This is a genomic window from Rhodococcus sp. IEGM 27, assembly GCF_033142305.1.
Taxonomy (GTDB): domain Bacteria; phylum Actinomycetota; class Actinomycetes; order Mycobacteriales; family Mycobacteriaceae; genus Rhodococcus_F; species Rhodococcus_F oxybenzonivorans.
This window is the reverse complement of the sequence record NZ_JAWLSG010000002.1, coordinates 357,461-374,587: the sequence shown is the minus strand read 5'-3', so window position 1 is coordinate 374,587 and position 17,127 is coordinate 357,461. Positions and strand designations below refer to the sequence as shown.

The window sequence follows — 17,127 nt, the reverse complement described above, 5'->3', positions numbered from 1 at the left end:
GCCCGAAACGACACGGCAAGCGTCGTCAGCCCAAGACCCGGGCCGCGACGTTCCGCGCTTCCATGGGATCGCTGGTGGCCAGTACCTCCTCGGCGGCGCGACGGCACTGTTCCTCGGACACCGTGCCTATCTTGGCGCCAACGCCGGACACCGCAGCACCTGCGCAGGACAGCGACGTCACCCCGAGCCCCACCAGCACGCATGCGAGAAGAGGATCGGCTGCTGCCTCGCCGCACACTCCCACGGGCTTCCCGGCCGCGAGTCCCGCCGCAGCGGTGCGCGCGACGAGGTCGAGGACCGCAGGCTGCCACGGATCGGTGAGCGCCGCGAGTTCGGAGGACATGCGGTCGGCAGCCATCGTGTACTGCGCAAGGTCATTCGTACCGATCGACAGGAAGTCGACGTGCCGGAGCAGGCGGTCCGCGAGCAGCGCAGCCGCTGGTACCTCGATCATCACGCCGGGGGTCAGACCCCGCGCGCGGACCTCGGCAGCGAAGTTCTCGGCCTCCGCGGTGGTGGCGATCATCGGCGCCATCACCCACGGCTGTGACTGAGTCTGTTTCGCCGCAGCAGCGATGGCGTCGAGTTGCCTACCGAGAATGCCCGGGTTCTGAACTGCGATGCGGATTCCCCGGACGCCGAGCGCCGGATTGGCCTCGTCTGCCGTAGTGGCGAAGCGCAGCGGCTTGTCCGAACCGGCATCCAAGGTGCGGATCACTACCTTCCGACCGGAAAACGCCTCGAGCACCTCCGCGTAGATGTCCGCCTGCTCGTCGACACCGGGTTCGACATCACGGTCGAGGAAGCACAGTTCGGTGCGGAAGAGGCCGACGCCTTCGGCGGCGGTCTCCCGTGCGGATCTGGCGCCGGCGCCGTCCTGCACGTTGGCGAGGATCGATACGGGTCGGCCGTCGCTGGTCTGCCCCGGACCCGACCACGTCGAAATCCTCGCCCGCTCCGCTCGGCCGTGCTCGACCGCGGCCCGCGCTTCGGCTGGATCCGGCTCCACCACCACTTCGCCAGCCGCACCGTCGAGCAGCACGGGAGTGCCGGCCGGAACCGACTCGAGATCGTGTACTGCCACCACGCACGGAATGCCGAGCTGCCGCGCGATGATCGCGGTGTGGCTGGTCGGCCCCCCGAGCAGGGTGACGAGTCCGACGATCGACGCGGGGTCGAGACCAGCGGTGTCTGCTGGAGCCAGATCCCGGGCGCACAGGATCGACGGCGCATCGGGAACGGGAATGCCGGGTTCGGGTAGACCCCGGAGTTCCGACACGACCCGATCGCGGATGTCGCGCAGATCGGTCACGCGTTCGGCCATCAGCCCACCCATCTTGGTGAACAACGCCGCGAACTGCTCGGTTGCTTCGGAGGCTGCTTCCTCGGCGGGCGCCCCGCCGGCGATCAGCTTCTGAGCTGCGCCCAGCCACCCCCTGTCTGCCGCCATGGCCGCGTTGGCCTGAAGGACTTCCGCAGCAGCTCCCGACACGGTGGCTGCCCGATCGCGCAGGCGCTGAGCGACCACCGCTGCAGCTTCCTCGAAGCGGATTTTCTCCTGGTCGCGCCCGGATTCGTCGACCCTCGGCAGCCCGCTGGTGACCTCAGGTCGAGCGGCGGGCCAGATGACCGGCGCATAGGCGATGCCCGGCACCACCGGGGTACCTCGCACGATTTCACGGTTCTCGGTCATCGGGTCCTCCTGGCCGGTCGGTTCAGTCATCGCGTGGTTCGCACACGCATCAACTCTGTGACGGAGATTACTCTCAACTCTTGACATGTCAACACAGTCGGGCGTAAAACAACATGACACAACATTTCGTGTGATGCGGACCATAGCGGACTTTTGTCCCGATCGGACTTCCTCACCGAACTTCTTCGAGACAAGGAACGGGGAGACGGTGTACCCGGAAGAACGTCAGCAGGCAGTCACCACACTGATCTCGCAACGCGGCCGCATGTCGGTCGCGGATCTCTCCGACACCTTCGGCGTCACCACCGAGACGGTCCGGCGGGATCTCGCCCTGCTCGAGCGGCTGGGACACGTCCGACGCGTGCATGGTGGCGCGGTGCCCGCAGGATCTCTCACGGTCACCGAACCGGGCATGACGGAGCGGGACCACACCCGCGCCGAGCAGAAGGACCGGATCGCCAAGCGCGCGGCCTCGTTCCTGCCTCCCTCCGGGGGAAGTGTGCTGTTCGATGCGGGAACGACCACCGGCCGAATCATCCCGGAACTGCCGTCCGACGCCGACCTCACAGTGATCACGAACTCCGTGCCCATTGCCGCCCGGCTTGCCGGACTGAACTCGGTCACCCTTCACCTGCTCGGCGGCCGGGTGCGGGGTGTCACCCAGGCCGCAGTCGGCGAGGAGGCATTACGCATTCTCGACGTTCTTCGGGTGGACGTCGCATTCATCGGCACCAACGCCCTGAGCGTCGGCCACGGTCTGTCCACACCGGACACCGACGAGGCGGCGGTGAAGCGGGCCATGGTCCGATGCGCCAACCACGTCGTGGTGGTGGCCGACTCGTCCAAGGTGGGGCGCGAGCACCTGGTGAGTTTCGCACCCATCCACAGCGTCGACATTCTCGTCACCGATTCCGACATCAGCCCCGCAGACCGAGCCCATTTCCACGACCAGGGAATCGAGGTGGTGATCGCATGATCGTCACGCTGACCGCAAATCCGAGTATCGACCGCACCGTGACCCTCGGGGGACGGCTCGAACGCGGCTCCGTCCTTCGCGCTGTCGCCACCCATAACGATCCGGGTGGCAAGGGTGTCAACGTGGCGCGCGCACTGACCTCCGCCGGCGTCGCCACTGTGGCGATCCTCCCCGCCAACGCCGGCGATCCGTTGCCGTCCACCCTCAGGGACAACAAAATCGAGCACGTCACCGTGGCCATGTCCGGCTCGGCCCGCACCAACATCACGATCACCGAACCCGACGGCACGACCACGAAGATCAACGAACCCGGTGTCCCGATGACGGCTCAGTCCCTCGCCGATCTGCACACCGCGCTTTCCGAGTTCGGTGCGCGTGCCGACTGGGTCGTGCTGGCTGGTTCCCTGCCGCCTGGCGTTCCGACCGACTGGTACGGCACGCTTGTCGAGTCGCTGCGCTCGGCGTCCTGCAAAGTGGCGGTCGACACCTCCGACGCGCCCCTACTGGCCTTGGCGGAACGTTTTCCCTCCGCCGCACCGGACCTCGTCAAACCGAACAGCGAGGAACTCGCCCAGCTCACCGGCTACGACGGTCGTCTACTCGAAGAGGCCGCGCTGCAAGGCGATCCGACTGCGGCCGCCCACGCAGGAAGGCTGCTCCTCGATCGGGGCGTCGAGACGGTACTCGTCACCCTTGGAGCGGCCGGTGCCGTTCTCGTGACGAACGACGGATCCTGGTGGGCGACGCCGCCACCCATCGTCGCGCGAAGCACCGTCGGGGCCGGCGATTCCTCGCTGGCCGGCTATCTGGCGGCGCACGTCGCCGGTGCAGCCCCTCCGGAGTGCCTACGATCCGCCGTCGCCTACGGCAGCGCGGCGGCGGCCCTCCCCGGTACCACCCTGCCGAGTCCCGAACACGTGCACAGGGACGCCGTCACTGTGACCGTCCTCACCTCCCCCGCCCCCGATCCGGCCTGACCCGAAGGACACCCCATGTCTCACTCCACTCCCGACCGCGATTCGGGGCCGCAGATCATCAGCGAAGATCTGATCTCCCTGGATTCCGACCTCGGAACATCCAAGGAGGACGTGATATCCGCGCTCTCCACCCGGTTGGCCGACGCCGGCCGAGCTACCGATGCGGACGCTCTTCGCGACGCCGCGCTGGCACGCGAATCACAATCCGCGACAGGCCTTCCCGGTGGAATCGCCATTCCCCACTGCCGCGCGGAGGCCGTGTCGGCTGCTTCCCTCGGCTTCGCCCGGCTCGCACCCAAGGTCGACTTCGGCGCCCCCGACGGCCCCGCCGACCTGGTGTTCCTCATCGCCGCCCCGGAGGGCGCCGGCGCCGAGCACATGAAGTTGCTGTCCTCACTCGCCCGGGCGCTGGTGCGTCCCGACTTCGTCGGTGCACTGCGGGAGGCGTCCACCCCGGCCGACGTGGTCACCCTCGTCCAGGGCGTGCTGTCCCCGGCACCGGCCACTGCCGCGGCTTCGACACCCGCGCCGACACCGACCGCGGCGTCGACTCCCGCTGTGGCCGCACCCGAACCGGCTGCCGCCGCACCCGAACCGGCCGCCGATGAGGTGTCCCGCCACATCGTCGCCGTCACGGCGTGCCCCACCGGAATCGCGCATACCTACATGGCCGCCGACTCCCTCGTCGCCGCCGGTGAGCGTGCGGGGGTGAAGGTGCACGTGGAAACCCAGGGTTCGAGTGGCAGCACTCCGCTGGCCCCCGGACTGATTGCCGGCGCCTCCGCTGTCATTTTCGCCACAGATGTCGGCGTGAAAGGCAAGGAGCGGTTCGCGGGCAAGCCCGTGGTCGCCTCCGGCGTCAAGCGCGCAATCAACGAGCCCGACGTCATGATCACCGAGGCTCTGCGCGCAGGGCTGAATCCGTCGGCATCGACGGTGGCGGGCACCGCATCCACCGAGCCCGCGGAACCGGCCGGCTCGATCGGCTGGGGCACCCATCTACGTCAGGTCCTGCTGACCGGCGTCAGCTACATGATCCCCTTCGTCGCCGCGGGCGGCCTGCTGATCGCCCTCGGTTTCCTGCTCGGTGGGTACGAAATCTCCGGACCTGCCGAGGACATCGTCCTGAACAACTCCCTCGGTAGCCTGCCCGAGGGCGGTCTCACCACCTATCTGGGTGCAGTGCTGTTCCAGCTCGGTTCGCTGGCATTCAGCTTCCTCGTTCCGGCCTTGGCCGGTTACATCGCCTTCGCGATAGCCGACCGACCCGGCATCGCGCCCGGTTTCACCGCCGGCGCGGTAGCGGTATTCGTCGGAGCCGGCTTCATCGGCGGCCTGGTCGGTGGGCTCATCGCGGGTGTCGTCGCCCTGTGGATCAGCCGAATCGCCGTTCCTCAGTGGTTGCGCGGCCTCATGCCGGTGGTCATCATCCCGCTCTTCGCGACCCTCATCGTGGGTGCGCTGATGTTCCTGGTGCTCGGCCGTCCCCTCGCCGCCATCACGTCCGGCCTGACCAATTGGCTCAACGGACTGTCCGGCAGCTCGGTCATCTTCCTCGGCATCATCCTCGGGCTGATGATGTGCTTCGACCTCGGTGGTCCGGTCAACAAAGCCGCCTATGCCTTCGCGGTGGCAGGACTCAACGTCAACGATCCCGCCTCGCTCCGCATCATGGCGGCCGTCATGGCGGCCGGAATGGTTCCGCCGCTGGCCATGGCCCTCGCGTCCACCGTCCTGCGACCGAGCCTGTTCAGTGAGGCCGAACGGGAGAACGGCAAGGCCGCCTGGCTCCTGGGTTCGGCGTTCATCTCCGAGGGCGCCATTCCCTTCGCCGCCGCCGATCCCCTGCGCGTGATCCCGTCGATGATGGCCGGCGGCGCTGTCACGGGCGGCCTCATCATGGCGTTCGATGTAACCCTGAGCGCACCCCACGGCGGCATTTTCGTGTTCTTCGCCATCGGCAACCTGCTGTGGTTCCTGGTCTCCCTGGCCGCCGGCGTGGTCGTCGCCGCTCTCTGTGTCGTCGGAGCCAAAGAATTCATCAAACCCGGCGCGTCCGACGCCGAACTCGACCCCGACGTTGCGACAGTCGCAGCATAGGAAACAACACCGCGAGACAACCCCAACAGACCAAGGAGAGATCATGCCCAGCACCACAGTCGCCGTTGGTTCGTCCATCGGACTGCACGCCCGCCCCGCCGCCGTCATCGCCGAGGCGGTGGCCGCTGCCGGAGTCCCCGTCACCCTCTCGGTCGCGGACAGCGAACCGGTCGATGCCGGCTCCGCACTCCTCATCATGACGCTCGGCGCCACCAAGGGCACCGATGTGACAGTGACCAGCGACGATGCGGATGCCGTCGAGAAAGTGGCTCAGCTGGTGGCGGCAGATCTCGACGCATAGGACACGCGAAGCCGCATCGTTCCGCGTCCGGAGCCCTGCACGCGCCGCCACACCCGGCCGGGCAGGGCCCCGTTCGCGTTGCTACCCCGCGCCGCCGGCTACTCGAGCAGCACAATTTCTCCATCCGGGCCGCTTCGGGCCGCGCGCCGAGCATGAATCAACAGCATCAGTCCGAGGAGCCCGGCGACCTCTCGTTCGGCGGGCAACAACCTACGAAGGATCCGCCCCAGCCGGATCGCTTCCTCGGCAAGATCGAGCCGTTGCAGGTCGTTGCGATCGAGGCATTTTGGGCGACCGGCCCTCACGCCGCACCTATTCAGCGGGTGCGACGAAGACACGCGTAGGCCACGACCGCGATGAGTCCGCACAACGCGACTGCCCCCACTCCGATCGACAGCCCGGCGGAGGAACTCTTCTCCTCATCGGACGCCGCTTCGGAAGACGCGTGATCCTGCGCCATCGCCACCGCCCCGCGGAGCACCTGAACCGGGGGTATGGGACCGTCCCGCGCCTCGGAGGCAATGAGAAGATCCCCGTCCTCGGTGAACGCCACCGCCTCACCTTGCGGCTGCGCAGGCAGGTGCACCCGGACGGTGGGACCCGCGGCCAAAGCCGCCGCGACATCACCATCCGGGGCGGCGAACAGGAACACGTCGGAGTAACTGCGCACCGCCGCAACGGTTCCGTCCGCGGATACCGCACCTCCGGTGAACATGGTGGAATACACCGCCGGGGCCGTGGTGCCTGCACCCGTGGTCGCATTGCCGGCGCTGTTCGGTTCCGCGACGTCGAGTGACCCCACCCTCTCGAGCGGGGTCGGCCCGGGACTGGCCAAGGCGTCGACAGACACTCCCCCCGCAGGCCGGTACACGATGCCCGGCCCGAAGACCTCTTTCGTCACGATCAGCGGTGTGCCGTCACGCTGGACCAGCACCGTCTCGGCGTCGTGGGCGCCATCCGGATACGTGAGCCGGTGCAATTGCCCTGCCCCGGTCGCCCGGTCCATTCCGATCAGCGCGACCGTCTCCCGCCTGCGACCGTTGTCGCCGATGTCGGCCAGCCACAGACGCCCGTCCGGGCCGGTTGCCAGATCCTCGACGTCGTAGGGATCGACGGGCACCGACAGCCAGCCGGTGACGCCGCAGGAGCCGTCCAGGTCGGCGACAGCACGATCGGAGCCGCTGTCACCGACCGCGTAGGACCGGCCCTCCACCGACACCAGTCCGGACAACTCGTCGAGCGACGCTTCGTCCGGGACCGACCCCGGATCGACTGTGTGCGGGGTGCAGAATGGTTCGAAGTCGGACGCTTCCACGGTGATCTGATCACCCAGGATCGGCTGCGCCGAACCCGACCCGGTAGTCGCCAGGGATGCACAGACGGCCACGACTGCGACCGATCCCGCAGTGAACCACCGGGACCGTTCAGGCACTGCCGGCGTACTGCAGCAGCGCCGACGCCAGGGCCTGCGGCACACGCGCGTGGATCAACGTGCCGTCCTCCTCGTGCGAGGATTCGAGGATCTGTCCATCGGAGTGGATCCGCGCCATGAGGTCGCCCCGCGAATACGGGAGACGCACGTTGACCTCGATCTCGGGTCTGAGCAGTACCTCGTCGAGTTGCGTCCGCAGTTCAGCGATTCCCTCACCCGTGCGGGCGGAGACGAACGCCGCACCGGGTAACAGTCCGCGCAGCTGGGTCAACGTGACCGGATCGGCTGCGTCGATCTTGTTCACCACGATGAGTTCGGGCGGCGCCGGCGCGTCGTTCTCCCGGATCACCTCGGTGATCACGGCATGGACGGCGCGGATCTGATCGAGCGGCAACGGGTCGGACCCGTCCACCACGTGCAGCAGAAGATCCGCATCCGTCACCTCCTCGAGTGTGGATCGGAAGGCCTCGATCAACTGTGTGGGCAGGTGCCGCACGAAACCGACGGTGTCGGTGAGGATGTACTCGCGGCCGTCGTCGAGCGCAGCCCGACGGGTGGTCGGGTCGAGGGTGGCGAACAGGGCGTTCTGCACGAGCACCCCGGAGCCGGTGAGCGCGTTGAGCAAACTCGACTTTCCGGCGTTGGTGTAACCGACGATGGCGATCGACGGCACCTCACTGCGCAGGCGCCGGGTGCGCTTGGTGTCGCGGGCGGCCTTCATACCCTTGATTTCGCGCCGCAGCTTCGCCATCCGCTCACGGATGCGACGCCGGTCGGTCTCGATCTTGGTCTCACCCGGTCCGCGCAGACCCACACCACCGTTGCTGCCGGCGCGACCACCGGCCTGCCGGGACATGGACTCACCCCAGCCGCGCAGTCGCGGCAACATGTATTCCATCTGGGCCAGCGCCACCTGGGCCTTGCCCTCTCGGGACGTGGCGTGCTGGGCGAAGATGTCGAGGATTAAGGCCGTCCTGTCGATGACCTTGACCTTGACGACCTTCTCCAGTGCGGTGAGCTGCGCAGGAGTGAGTTCACCGTCGCAGATGACGGTGTCCGCCCCGGTGGACAAGACGACCTCGCGCAGCTCCTGCGCTTTACCCGAGCCGATGTAGGTGGCGGCATCAGGCTTGTCCCGCCGCTGCACGAGGCCTTCGAGGACCTCGGATCCCGCGGTCTCGGCGAGAGCGGCCAGTTCGGCCATGCTCGACTCGGCCTGCGCTGCGGTGCCCTGAGTCCAGACACCGACCAGGACCACGCGTTCGAGTCGGAGTTGTCGGTACTCGACCTCGGTGACGTCGGTGAGTTCGGTGGATAGGCCGGCAACTCGGCGCAGCGCGCTGCGATCCTCGAGTTGCATCTCGCCGACCGAGGGCCGCCCATCGTCGTGGGCGAACTCACCGGAGTCCGAGATCGGCGATTCTTCTGTGCGATGTGATTTCGTCATACACCCTCATGATCCCACGGAATGTCGAGGGTGCGCACGTCCATTTCGCGCAGGGCGATCAGGTGAGCGCGTTCCACCACGAATCGTCGACAGTGCCCGACGCCACCAGGACGGACGGCCCGCGCAGGGTCGCCCGGCCGTCGGACAGCGAAACAGTGACCTGACCACCGGGAATGCGGACGATGACCTCCCCGGAGTCCGCGCCTTCGTGACGCAGAGCAGCTGTTGCCGCGGCGACCGTTCCGGTCCCGCAGGAGCGTGTCTCCCCGACCCCACGCTCGTGGACCCGCATGTCGACTGCACCCGAATCGATGCGGGTGAGGATCTCGACGTTGACGCCGTGCGGGAAGAAGCCGGGGTCGAAGCCGGGCGCGGCGGTCAGGTCGAGCGCGGAGAGTGATGCGGCGGTGAGGTGGGGGTCGACGCACGCCAGATGCGGATTTCCGACGTCGATGCCGATTCCGTTGAACACTTTGCCGTCGAGGGTGGCAGTGCTCGATCCGAGGTCGCGAACCTTTCCCATGTCGACGGTCACCTCACCGAGCGGACCCGCGGCCGAGTGGACGACAACAGGCTTACCCCCGGCACGACTCCCGACCACGAATTCATCGCGTGTCTCGATTCCGGTGGACAGAAGGTAGTGGGCAAAAACCCGGACGCCGTTGCCACACATCTCGGCGAGAGAACCGTCCGCGTTGCGGTAGTCCATGAACCAGTCGTCGGCGGATGTTCCGTCGGGCAGGTCGGCGAGGACACCGGCCTCGGCGAGCGCGCCCGCCTTGGCGACCCTCAGGACGCCGTCGGCGCCGAGTCCGCGCCGGCGATCGCACAGTGCCTTCACCCGCGGCACCGTCAGGTCGAGGCGCACGTCGAGATCGGGAAGGACGACGAAGTCGTTCTCGGTTCCGTGCCCCTTGCTGAAGTCCATGTGTCCCACCTTATCCAACCGAGGTGCGCGCCCACCCGGACCGCGCTAGTTCGCGGCCGCTCATCGTCGCTGTCGGGCGATCTCATAGAGGGCAACGGCACCGGCCGAAGGTGCACCTAGCGAACTGGCGGCGCCGCCGATGGGAATGTTGACCACGGTGTCGCAGGCCGCTCGCCACGCGGCGCTCATGCCACGAGTCTCGTTGCCGATCACCAGAACCGTGCCTCCGGTGAAGTCATGGGCGTCGATCGTGACGGAACCTGTCTCATCCGTTCCCACGATGTGCAGATCGGTGCCGGCCGCTCGACGTGTGTCCCGGAAGGCGAGGATGTCGTCGACCGAGGACACGGTGACGACCGGCATCGCGAAGAGCGAACCGGTGGAGGCGCGCACGCTCTGCGGGTCGAACGGGTCGGCGCCGTGGCCAACCACGATTACCGCGTCCGCACCGAATGCGTTGGCGGACCGGACAAGGGTGCCGAGGTTGCCCGGCGAGCTCGGCCGGTCGAAGACCACGATCAACGGACTCGCCTGCAGCTCCAAATCTTTCAGTCGCGGTGCGCGGATCTTCGCCACAGCGATCAGTTCCGGGGCGGTGTCGGCCTTCTCGCCCAACTCCCCCATCAGTTCGGCACTGACACCGATCTGTTCGATCGACCGGGCACCGCGCACGTCGCGGGCCCACTCCGACAGGGGTGGGCCGTCGACGCGGTACAGCAGCGATTCGATCGGCCACCCGTAGTCGAGCGCCAGCGTGAGGGGGCGCACACCCTGAATCAGGAAGCGCCCCGCTTTCGAGCGTTTACTGCGGTTGGTGAGGTAGGACTGCCACTGCTGGAAGCGGGCATTGCGGGCGGTGACCAGGAGATTCGAGGTCGGGCGGTTCCGCCCGGACGGCGTGCGGCTCATCGTTCTCCCGGTGTCGGCGGCTGTTGCAGCATTCGGACGGTCGTGTCGGCGAGGTGTGGATCGCTGCCGTCGACCCAGCGGATACGCGTGTCTCGGCGGAACCACGACCGCTGACGGCGCACATAGCGACGAGTCCCGATGAACGTGCGCTCCCGGGCCTCGTCCAAGTCGTATTTCCCGTCGATCCACGCGAGTACCTGCGCGTAGCCGATGGCGCGCGGCGCGGTCACCCCTTCCCGCAGGCCCACGTCGATCAGACCGCGCACCTCCTCCACGAGACCGCGATCGAACATCAGCTCGGTCCGGAGTCCGATGCGTTGATCTAACTCCGCGGTCTCCCTGTCGACACCGACAATGCGTGTGCCCCATCGTGGTTCACCGATGCGGGGCGCAGATGCCGCGAACGGCCGACCGGTGATCTCGACGACCTCGAGGGCCCGCACCAGACGTCTGCCGTCGGTCGGAAGGATGGATGCGGCGGCATCAGGATCCACCCGGCTCAGCTCCGCATGTACTGCGGCGACACCGTGCTCGGCGAGGACGGCTTCCCACCGCGCGCGCACCGAAGGGTCGGTGGCCGGGAAGGTCCACTCGTCGAGCAGGGACTGCACGTACATCATCGATCCGCCGACGATGATGGGGACGGCGCCGCGCGCCGCGATCGCCTCCACGTCACGGACTGCGGCCCGTTGGTAGTTCGCCACCGTGGCGGTCTCGGTCACGTCGAGCACGTCGAGTTGGTGGTGCACGATGCCGCGTCGCTCGTGGGGTGCCAGTTTCGCGGTCCCGATGTCCATGCCGCGATAGAGCTGCATCGCGTCGATGTTGACGATCTCCCCGCCCCACCGTTCGGCAAGGTCGAGGGCAAGCTCCGATTTCCCGGTGGCCGTGGGCCCGACCACCGCCACTGGAACCGGCGACGTCATGGACGCCACTCCCCCACGTGGTACGCCACTCCGTACGGCGCCGCGCTGTAGAGCGTCCGGCACGAGGAAGGGGGCGCGTCGAACACGCCGGCGAGCACCTGCCACGGAACCCGTCCACCGAGCCCCAGTTGGTTGCACAGCCCCGGTTCGAGGGCCAGAAGAGCATCGCGGTCGCCTGATTCCAGCGCCGCATCGATTCGGGCCTGCACTCCCTCCGCTCGCGGGTCGAACGCACCGGGCGCCTTCGCGGTCAGGGTGTTGGCCCCGTCCGCGACAATCATGAGGCCGCGGGGCTCGTCATCTCGGTCGAGGAAGCCTCGCAGTGCCGCGCCGTACTCGGCGCACCGCTCGACCGGCAGGTCGGCGGCCAATACACGGGCGTCGACTACCGCGTCCGGCGCCCAGGTTCCGCGTATCCATCCGGCTGTCAGTGCCGCGAGCGGTAGCTCCGGGTCCGGATTCTCGGCGTGTCCGGGCCGCAGCGTCACCCGGACGTCGACCCCGTAGCCCAAGTACGTGCCCTGCGCCTCGGAAGGCACATCGATGGTGGTGGCGCCCGCACCTACCGCAACCCACTCGGAGGAGAGCGACGACAACGCCTTGGCGGCCACCGCCACCGCGTCCCTCAACGACGCCGTCTCTGCTGCCGCTGCGCCCGCCAGTTCAGGGACCAGAAGCGGCGGTGAGGGCACGAGAATTGCGGCGGTGAACACACGCGTCACGCTAGTCGACCGCCCGAACGGACCCGACATCCGATTCGGCGCCTGCACTCGTTCGGTACCAACGGTGCCCGTCTGACCTGATTCAATAGTCCCCAGAGCCCGTACCGGGTTGAATGGAACAAGCCCTGCCGGGTCGGTATGGAGCCGGTAATGCGTTCAGGCAGCCGTGACGCGCGGCAGAGATGAGGAAGCGATGACCGACAGTAGCGACGCACAGCCCGCCGTGGAGCCTGCCGCCGAGCAGCACGACACGCCGAAGCCGAGTGTCCCTAAACCGGGCGGCGCCGCGAAACCGGGTGCACCCAAACCGGGCCCCACGCCGAAGCATGCACTCTCGGCCCCCGCCGTCGCAGCCCCGCCCGGGAGCGACCCCAGCAAGTTCGGCCGGGTGGACGACGACGGCACCGCATGGGTCAAGACCGCCGACGGTGAACGGCAGATCGGTTCGTGGCAGGCCGGTGACGCTGCCGAGGGGCTGGCCCATTTCGGTCGACGATTCGACGACCTCGCCACCGAGGTGGCCCTCCTCGAGGCCCGGCTCAACTCCGGAGCCGGAGACGCGAAGAAGACCAAGGCCGCGGCGATCGCACTCGCCGAATCGTTGCCGACCGCAGCGGTGATCGGTGACATCGAATCGCTCGCTGCCCGACTCGATGCCGTCATCGCCGGCTCGGACGAAGCCGCCGCGCACGCGAAATACGAGAAGGAAAAGTCGCGGCAGGCACATACCGAACGCAAGGAGGAGCTGGCCGCCGAGGCCGAGCGGATCGGCGCGGAATCCACGCAGTGGAAGGCCGCGGGTGATCGCCTCCGCGAAATCCTGGAAGAGTGGAAAACCATTCGCGGAATCGACCGGAAGGTCGACGATGCGCTGTGGAAGCGGTACTCCAAGGCGCGCGAGGCATTCAACCGACGCCGCGGCGCGCACTTCGCCGAACTCGACCGCGAACGCGCGGCGGCGAAGACGAAGAAGGAAGAGCTCGTCGCCCGCGCCGAGGCCTTGGCCGACTCCACCGATTGGGGACCCACCGCCGGGGCGTTCCGTGATCTCCTCGCCGAATGGAAGGCCGCCGGGCGCGCTCCCCGCGAAGCCGACGACGCACTGTGGAAGCGGTTCAAGGGCGCTCAGGACTTGTTCTTCGCCGCGCGCAACGCCGCCTCCTCCGAACGCGACGCCGAGTTCGAGGAGAATGCGGTCGCGAAGGAGGAGCTGCTGAAGTCTGCCGGACACATCGATCCCACCAAGGACATCGACGCTGCCCGGGCCGCACTACGCGACTTGCAAGAGAAGTGGGATGCCATCGGCAAGGTGCCCCGCGAGCGGATGCACGACCTCGAGGGCAAGTTGCGGGCCATCGAGAAGCGCGTGCGTGACGCCGCCGACGAACAGTGGCGACGCACTGATCCGGAGGCTCTCGCCCGGGCAGCGCAGTTCCGCGAACGCGTCAGCCAGTTCGAGGAACAGGCCGCCAAGGCGACCGCGGCGGGTAAGACCAAGGACGCCGAAAGCGCACTCGCTCAGGCGCAGCAGTGGCGTGAATGGGCCGAGGCCGCGGAAGGCGCCGTCAGCGGACAGTAAGTCGCGAGAACGGCGTCGTCAGACGTTCCAGTTGCCGCGTCGCTCCGCTTCGGCGGCAGCGGCGCGGCGTTCCTCTTCCGCGGCCAGCTGCAACGCGGTCCTGCTCCACACGACTTTCAGCCAGTGGAAGGTCAGCACGATCACGGTCAGCCAGCCGATGATCAGGCCGATACCCGGACCCGCCGCCTCGACACCCGGCGCCGGAGTCTGGCGGGTCCAGATGGCGAGCATCCCGAAGACGATCGACACGGCGGTTCCCGCGAGCGCAACCCAGGCCAGTGCCCAACGGCGCGTGATCAGCGCCAGCATCGACGCGACGACACCGAACACCACTTCGAACCAGACGAACAGTCGCGACGGCAAAGTGATGACTTCTGCGCGGGCATCGTCCCCGTAGACCAACACCTCCCAGCCGTTCGCGACACCGGAATGCGGCAAGGTCAGGGACCCCAGCAGAATCACGACAGCGATCGCGACGACCAGCGCTCGCACTCCCGGGTCGATCTCACCGGCGACCTTCTTCTCGGCCGCGTCGAAATCTTTCAGATAGCTCTCGATCGGATCGCTCTCGCCGCTCGGACCGTTGTCCCCGCTGGTGCGATCGTCGTCATGCGAGGAGGTCATGCGCTGCATCCCATCTGAGCGGGTAGTGGTGCCGGTGCACCGATCTGCGGGAGTCCGAGCCCGACACCGATAGGCGGAGTCTTGGGCGTGACGCCCTTCTCGAAGGAGTCACCGGCGCGGGTGCGACGGTGGGTGAGGACCGGGGTGTCGGCGACCAAGTGGTGCGGGGCCGCCGCGCTCACCACCAGGGTGACGACATCGCCCGGCCGGATGTTGCCGTCGATGTTGCCCTCGGGACGGAAATGGACGAGCCTGCCGTCGCGGGCGCGTCCGCTCATCCGCAACGTTTCCGCGTTCTTGCGACCCTCACCGGCAGCGACGAGGAGTTCCACCTCGGCACCGACCAGCTTCCGATTCTCCTCGAGCGTGATCTCCTCCTGAAGTGCAATGAGACGCTCGTACCGTTCCTGAACGACGGCTTTGGGGAGCTGACCCTCCATGTCGGCGGCGGGCGTGCCCGGACGCTTGGAGTACTGGAAGGTGAAGGCACTGGTGAACCGGGCCTGCCGGACGACGTCGAGTGTGCCTTGAAAGTCTTCCTCGGTCTCACCGGGGAAACCGACGATGATGTCGGTGGTGATCGCCGCGTGCGGCATCGCAGTGCGGACCTTCTCGATGATGCCCAGAAACCGCGTCGTCCGGTACGAACGCCGCATCGCCTTCAGTACCCGGTCGGAGCCGGACTGCAGCGGCATGTGCAGTTGCGGGCAGACCGCCGGTGTTTCCGCCATGGCCTCGATGACGTCGTCGGTGAACTCGGCCGGGTGTGGAGACGTGAACCGGATCCGCTCGAGTCCGTCGATCTCGCCGCATGCGCGCAGCAGTGAGGCGAACGCCCCCCGATCGCGCGGCTGCTCCGGGTCGGCGAAGGACACGCCGTAGGCGTTGACGTTCTGGCCGAGGAGGGTCACTTCGAGGACGCCCTCGTTCACGAGAGCCTGAACCTCGGCGAGAATGTCGCCGGGCCTTCGGTCGACTTCCTTGCCACGCAGGGCGGGCACGATGCAGAACGTGCAGGTGTTGTTGCAGCCCACCGAGATGGACACCCACCCGGCATACGCCGACTCCCGCTTCGCGGGCAGCGTGGACGGGAACGCCTCGAGGGCGTCGAGGATCTCGACCTCGGCTCGCTGGTTGTGACGCGCACGGTCCAGCAGCGCAGGGAGCGACCCGATGTTGTGGGTGCCGAACACCACGTCCACCCACGGCGCCTTCTTCACGACGACCTCGCGGTCTTTCTGGGCCAGGCAACCACCGACCGCGATCTGCATGTCGGGGTTCTTCTCCTTCGCAGGCGCGAGATGACTCAGATTGCCGTACAGCTTGTTGTCGGCGTTCTCGCGCACCGCGCACGTGTTGAAGACCACGAGGTCGGGCGTCTGCCCGGTGGCCGCCTTGGTGTACCCGGCGTCCTCGAGCAGACCCGACAGGCGCTCGGAGTCGTGCACGTTCATCTGGCAGCCGTAGGTGCGCACCTCGTAGCTGCGCTGAGAGTTCTGGTCGATCGTGTCCACGTTCCCAGGGTACGGGCCTCGACAAATCGCCTCGTCGGGGCCGCTGTGCACCACGACACACCGTCGGCACCCGGCAGTAAAGTTTCCGTGACATCCCGAGGATTCTCGGAGTAAATGTCGAGACTGCCGCTTCCACCACATAGGGTCATCGACTATGACGCAAGCCGACGACGCGACGCCGACACCCCCGACGGGTCCGGCCACGTCCATGATCTCGATGCAATCGGTGAACAAGCACTTCGGCGCCCTCCATGTTCTTCAGGACATCGACCTCGAAGTTCCGCGCGGGCAGGTCGTGATCGTCCTCGGACCCTCAGGTTCCGGGAAGTCGACGCTCTGCCGCACCATCAACCGCCTCGAGCCGATCGACTCCGGGGTCATCGCAGTGGACGGCAAGGTCCTGCCCGCCGAGGGCAAGGCTCTGGCGGCGCTCCGCGCCGACGTGGGCATGGTGTTCCAATCCTTCAACCTGTTCGCCCACAAGACAATTCTCGAGAACGTGATGCTCGCTCCGATGAAGGTCCGGAAGAAGAGCACCGCGGATGCGAAGGCCACCGCTCGCCAACTGCTCGAACGGGTCGGCATTGCGAATCAGGCGGACAAGTACCCCGCTCAGCTGTCGGGTGGACAGCAGCAGCGCGTAGCGATAGCGCGTGCCCTCGCCATGAATCCGAAGGTGATGCTGTTCGACGAGCCCACCTCCGCACTCGACCCCGAGATGGTCAACGAGGTCCTCGACGTCATGACCTCGCTCGCCAAGGAAGGCATGACGATGCTCGTGGTCACCCACGAGATGGGGTTCGCCCGCAAGGCCGGTGATCGCGTCCTGTTCATGGCCGACGGCCAGATCGTCGAAGACTCCGATCCCAGCACCTTCTTCACTGCTCCCGAATCGGAGCGCGCGAAGGACTTTCTCGGCAAGATTCTCAGCCACTGATCCAGTCGAGGGCCGCGGGCGGACATCCGCTCGCGGGCTTCGGTGGACTGCCCTGTCTCAAC

15 protein-coding genes and 1 pseudogene are annotated in these 17,127 nt (G+C 67.4%); 6 read left to right on the top strand and 10 right to left on the bottom strand.

The features are described 5' to 3' along the window. Window positions 1–25: 25 nt before the first annotated feature. Window positions 26–1,693, bottom strand: a complete 1,668-nt coding sequence (gene ptsP / locus R4P95_RS08150) for a phosphoenolpyruvate--protein phosphotransferase (protein ID WP_213571748.1) — start codon at window positions 1,691–1,693, stop codon at window positions 26–28. 208 nt (window positions 1,694–1,901) lie between these two features. On the opposite strand from ptsP, the gene R4P95_RS08145 reads away from it, so the two are divergent. Genes R4P95_RS08145 through R4P95_RS08130 form a run of 4 tightly spaced genes read left to right on the top strand, consistent with a single transcriptional unit; the run spans window position 1,902 to window position 6,047 of the window. After that, window positions 1,902–2,669: a DeoR/GlpR family DNA-binding transcription regulator gene (locus R4P95_RS08145; protein WP_159926334.1), complete on the top strand. Its 768-nt coding sequence runs from the start codon at window positions 1,902–1,904 to the stop codon at window positions 2,667–2,669. Next, window positions 2,666–3,646 (top strand): 1-phosphofructokinase, encoded by a 981-nt coding sequence (pfkB, locus tag R4P95_RS08140; RefSeq protein ID WP_213571747.1) that lies wholly within the window; start codon window positions 2,666–2,668, stop codon window positions 3,644–3,646. The genes R4P95_RS08145 and pfkB overlap by 4 nt, the downstream gene beginning before the upstream one ends. Window positions 3,647–3,661: 15 nt before the next feature. Continuing rightward, window positions 3,662–5,746, top strand: coding sequence for a fructose-specific PTS transporter subunit EIIC (locus tag R4P95_RS08135; RefSeq protein WP_317746568.1), 2,085 nt, complete (start codon window positions 3,662–3,664; stop codon window positions 5,744–5,746). A gap of 43 nt (window positions 5,747–5,789) precedes the next feature. Next, window positions 5,790–6,047 (top strand): HPr family phosphocarrier protein, encoded by a 258-nt coding sequence (locus R4P95_RS08130; protein WP_213571745.1) that lies wholly within the window; start codon window positions 5,790–5,792, stop codon window positions 6,045–6,047. A gap of 101 nt (window positions 6,048–6,148) precedes the next feature. Here the strand turns inward: R4P95_RS08130 and R4P95_RS08125 are convergent. The 7 genes and pseudogenes from R4P95_RS08125 to R4P95_RS08095 all read right to left on the bottom strand — a co-directional run. Next, window positions 6,149–6,313: pseudogene (locus R4P95_RS08125) on the bottom strand (DUF6596 domain-containing protein); the annotation flags it as partial. A 50-nt stretch (window positions 6,314–6,363) separates the two neighbouring features. After that, entirely contained in the window at window positions 6,364–7,479 is a 1,116-nt protein-coding gene (locus R4P95_RS08120; RefSeq protein WP_317746567.1) for a hypothetical protein, read from the bottom strand. Beyond that, window positions 7,472–8,926: a GTPase HflX gene (hflX, locus tag R4P95_RS08115; protein WP_213571743.1), complete on the bottom strand. Its 1,455-nt coding sequence runs from the start codon at window positions 8,924–8,926 to the stop codon at window positions 7,472–7,474. The genes R4P95_RS08120 and hflX overlap by 8 nt, the downstream gene beginning before the upstream one ends. Before the next feature lie 58 nt (window positions 8,927–8,984). Continuing rightward, entirely contained in the window at window positions 8,985–9,854 is an 870-nt protein-coding gene (gene dapF / locus R4P95_RS08110) for a diaminopimelate epimerase (RefSeq protein WP_317746566.1), read from the bottom strand. A gap of 60 nt (window positions 9,855–9,914) precedes the next feature. Next, on the bottom strand, window positions 9,915–10,763 hold the full coding sequence (locus tag R4P95_RS08105) for a TrmH family RNA methyltransferase (RefSeq protein ID WP_317746565.1): 849 nt from the start codon (window positions 10,761–10,763) through the stop codon (window positions 9,915–9,917). Then, the gene (gene miaA / locus R4P95_RS08100) at window positions 10,760–11,689 is read right to left on the bottom strand and encodes a tRNA (adenosine(37)-N6)-dimethylallyltransferase MiaA (RefSeq protein WP_317746564.1); all 930 of its coding nucleotides are present in this window, start codon (window positions 11,687–11,689) and stop codon (window positions 10,760–10,762) included. The genes R4P95_RS08105 and miaA overlap by 4 nt, the downstream gene beginning before the upstream one ends. Continuing rightward, a complete protein-coding gene (locus tag R4P95_RS08095) occupies window positions 11,686–12,402 on the bottom strand; it encodes a class III extradiol dioxygenase subunit B-like domain-containing protein (RefSeq protein WP_317746563.1) in 717 nt (238 codons plus the stop codon). The genes miaA and R4P95_RS08095 overlap by 4 nt, the downstream gene beginning before the upstream one ends. A gap of 202 nt (window positions 12,403–12,604) precedes the next feature. Between R4P95_RS08095 and R4P95_RS08090 the strand changes: the two genes are divergently transcribed. Beyond that, window positions 12,605–13,990, top strand: coding sequence for a DUF349 domain-containing protein (locus R4P95_RS08090; protein WP_317746562.1), 1,386 nt, complete (start codon window positions 12,605–12,607; stop codon window positions 13,988–13,990). 18 nt (window positions 13,991–14,008) lie between these two features. On the opposite strand, the gene R4P95_RS08085 is transcribed toward R4P95_RS08090, so the two are convergent. Continuing rightward, a complete protein-coding gene (locus tag R4P95_RS08085; protein ID WP_317746561.1) occupies window positions 14,009–14,614 on the bottom strand; it encodes a hypothetical protein in 606 nt (201 codons plus the stop codon). After that, the gene (gene miaB / locus R4P95_RS08080) at window positions 14,611–16,128 is read right to left on the bottom strand and encodes a tRNA (N6-isopentenyl adenosine(37)-C2)-methylthiotransferase MiaB (RefSeq protein ID WP_317746560.1); all 1,518 of its coding nucleotides are present in this window, start codon (window positions 16,126–16,128) and stop codon (window positions 14,611–14,613) included. Before miaB ends, R4P95_RS08085 begins: the two co-directional genes overlap by 4 nt. 208 nt (window positions 16,129–16,336) lie before the next feature. Here miaB and R4P95_RS08075 point away from each other — a divergent pair, with 208 nt between their 5' ends. Then, window positions 16,337–17,065, top strand: coding sequence for an amino acid ABC transporter ATP-binding protein (locus tag R4P95_RS08075; protein WP_109335165.1), 729 nt, complete (start codon window positions 16,337–16,339; stop codon window positions 17,063–17,065). Window positions 17,066–17,127 lie beyond the last annotated feature (62 nt).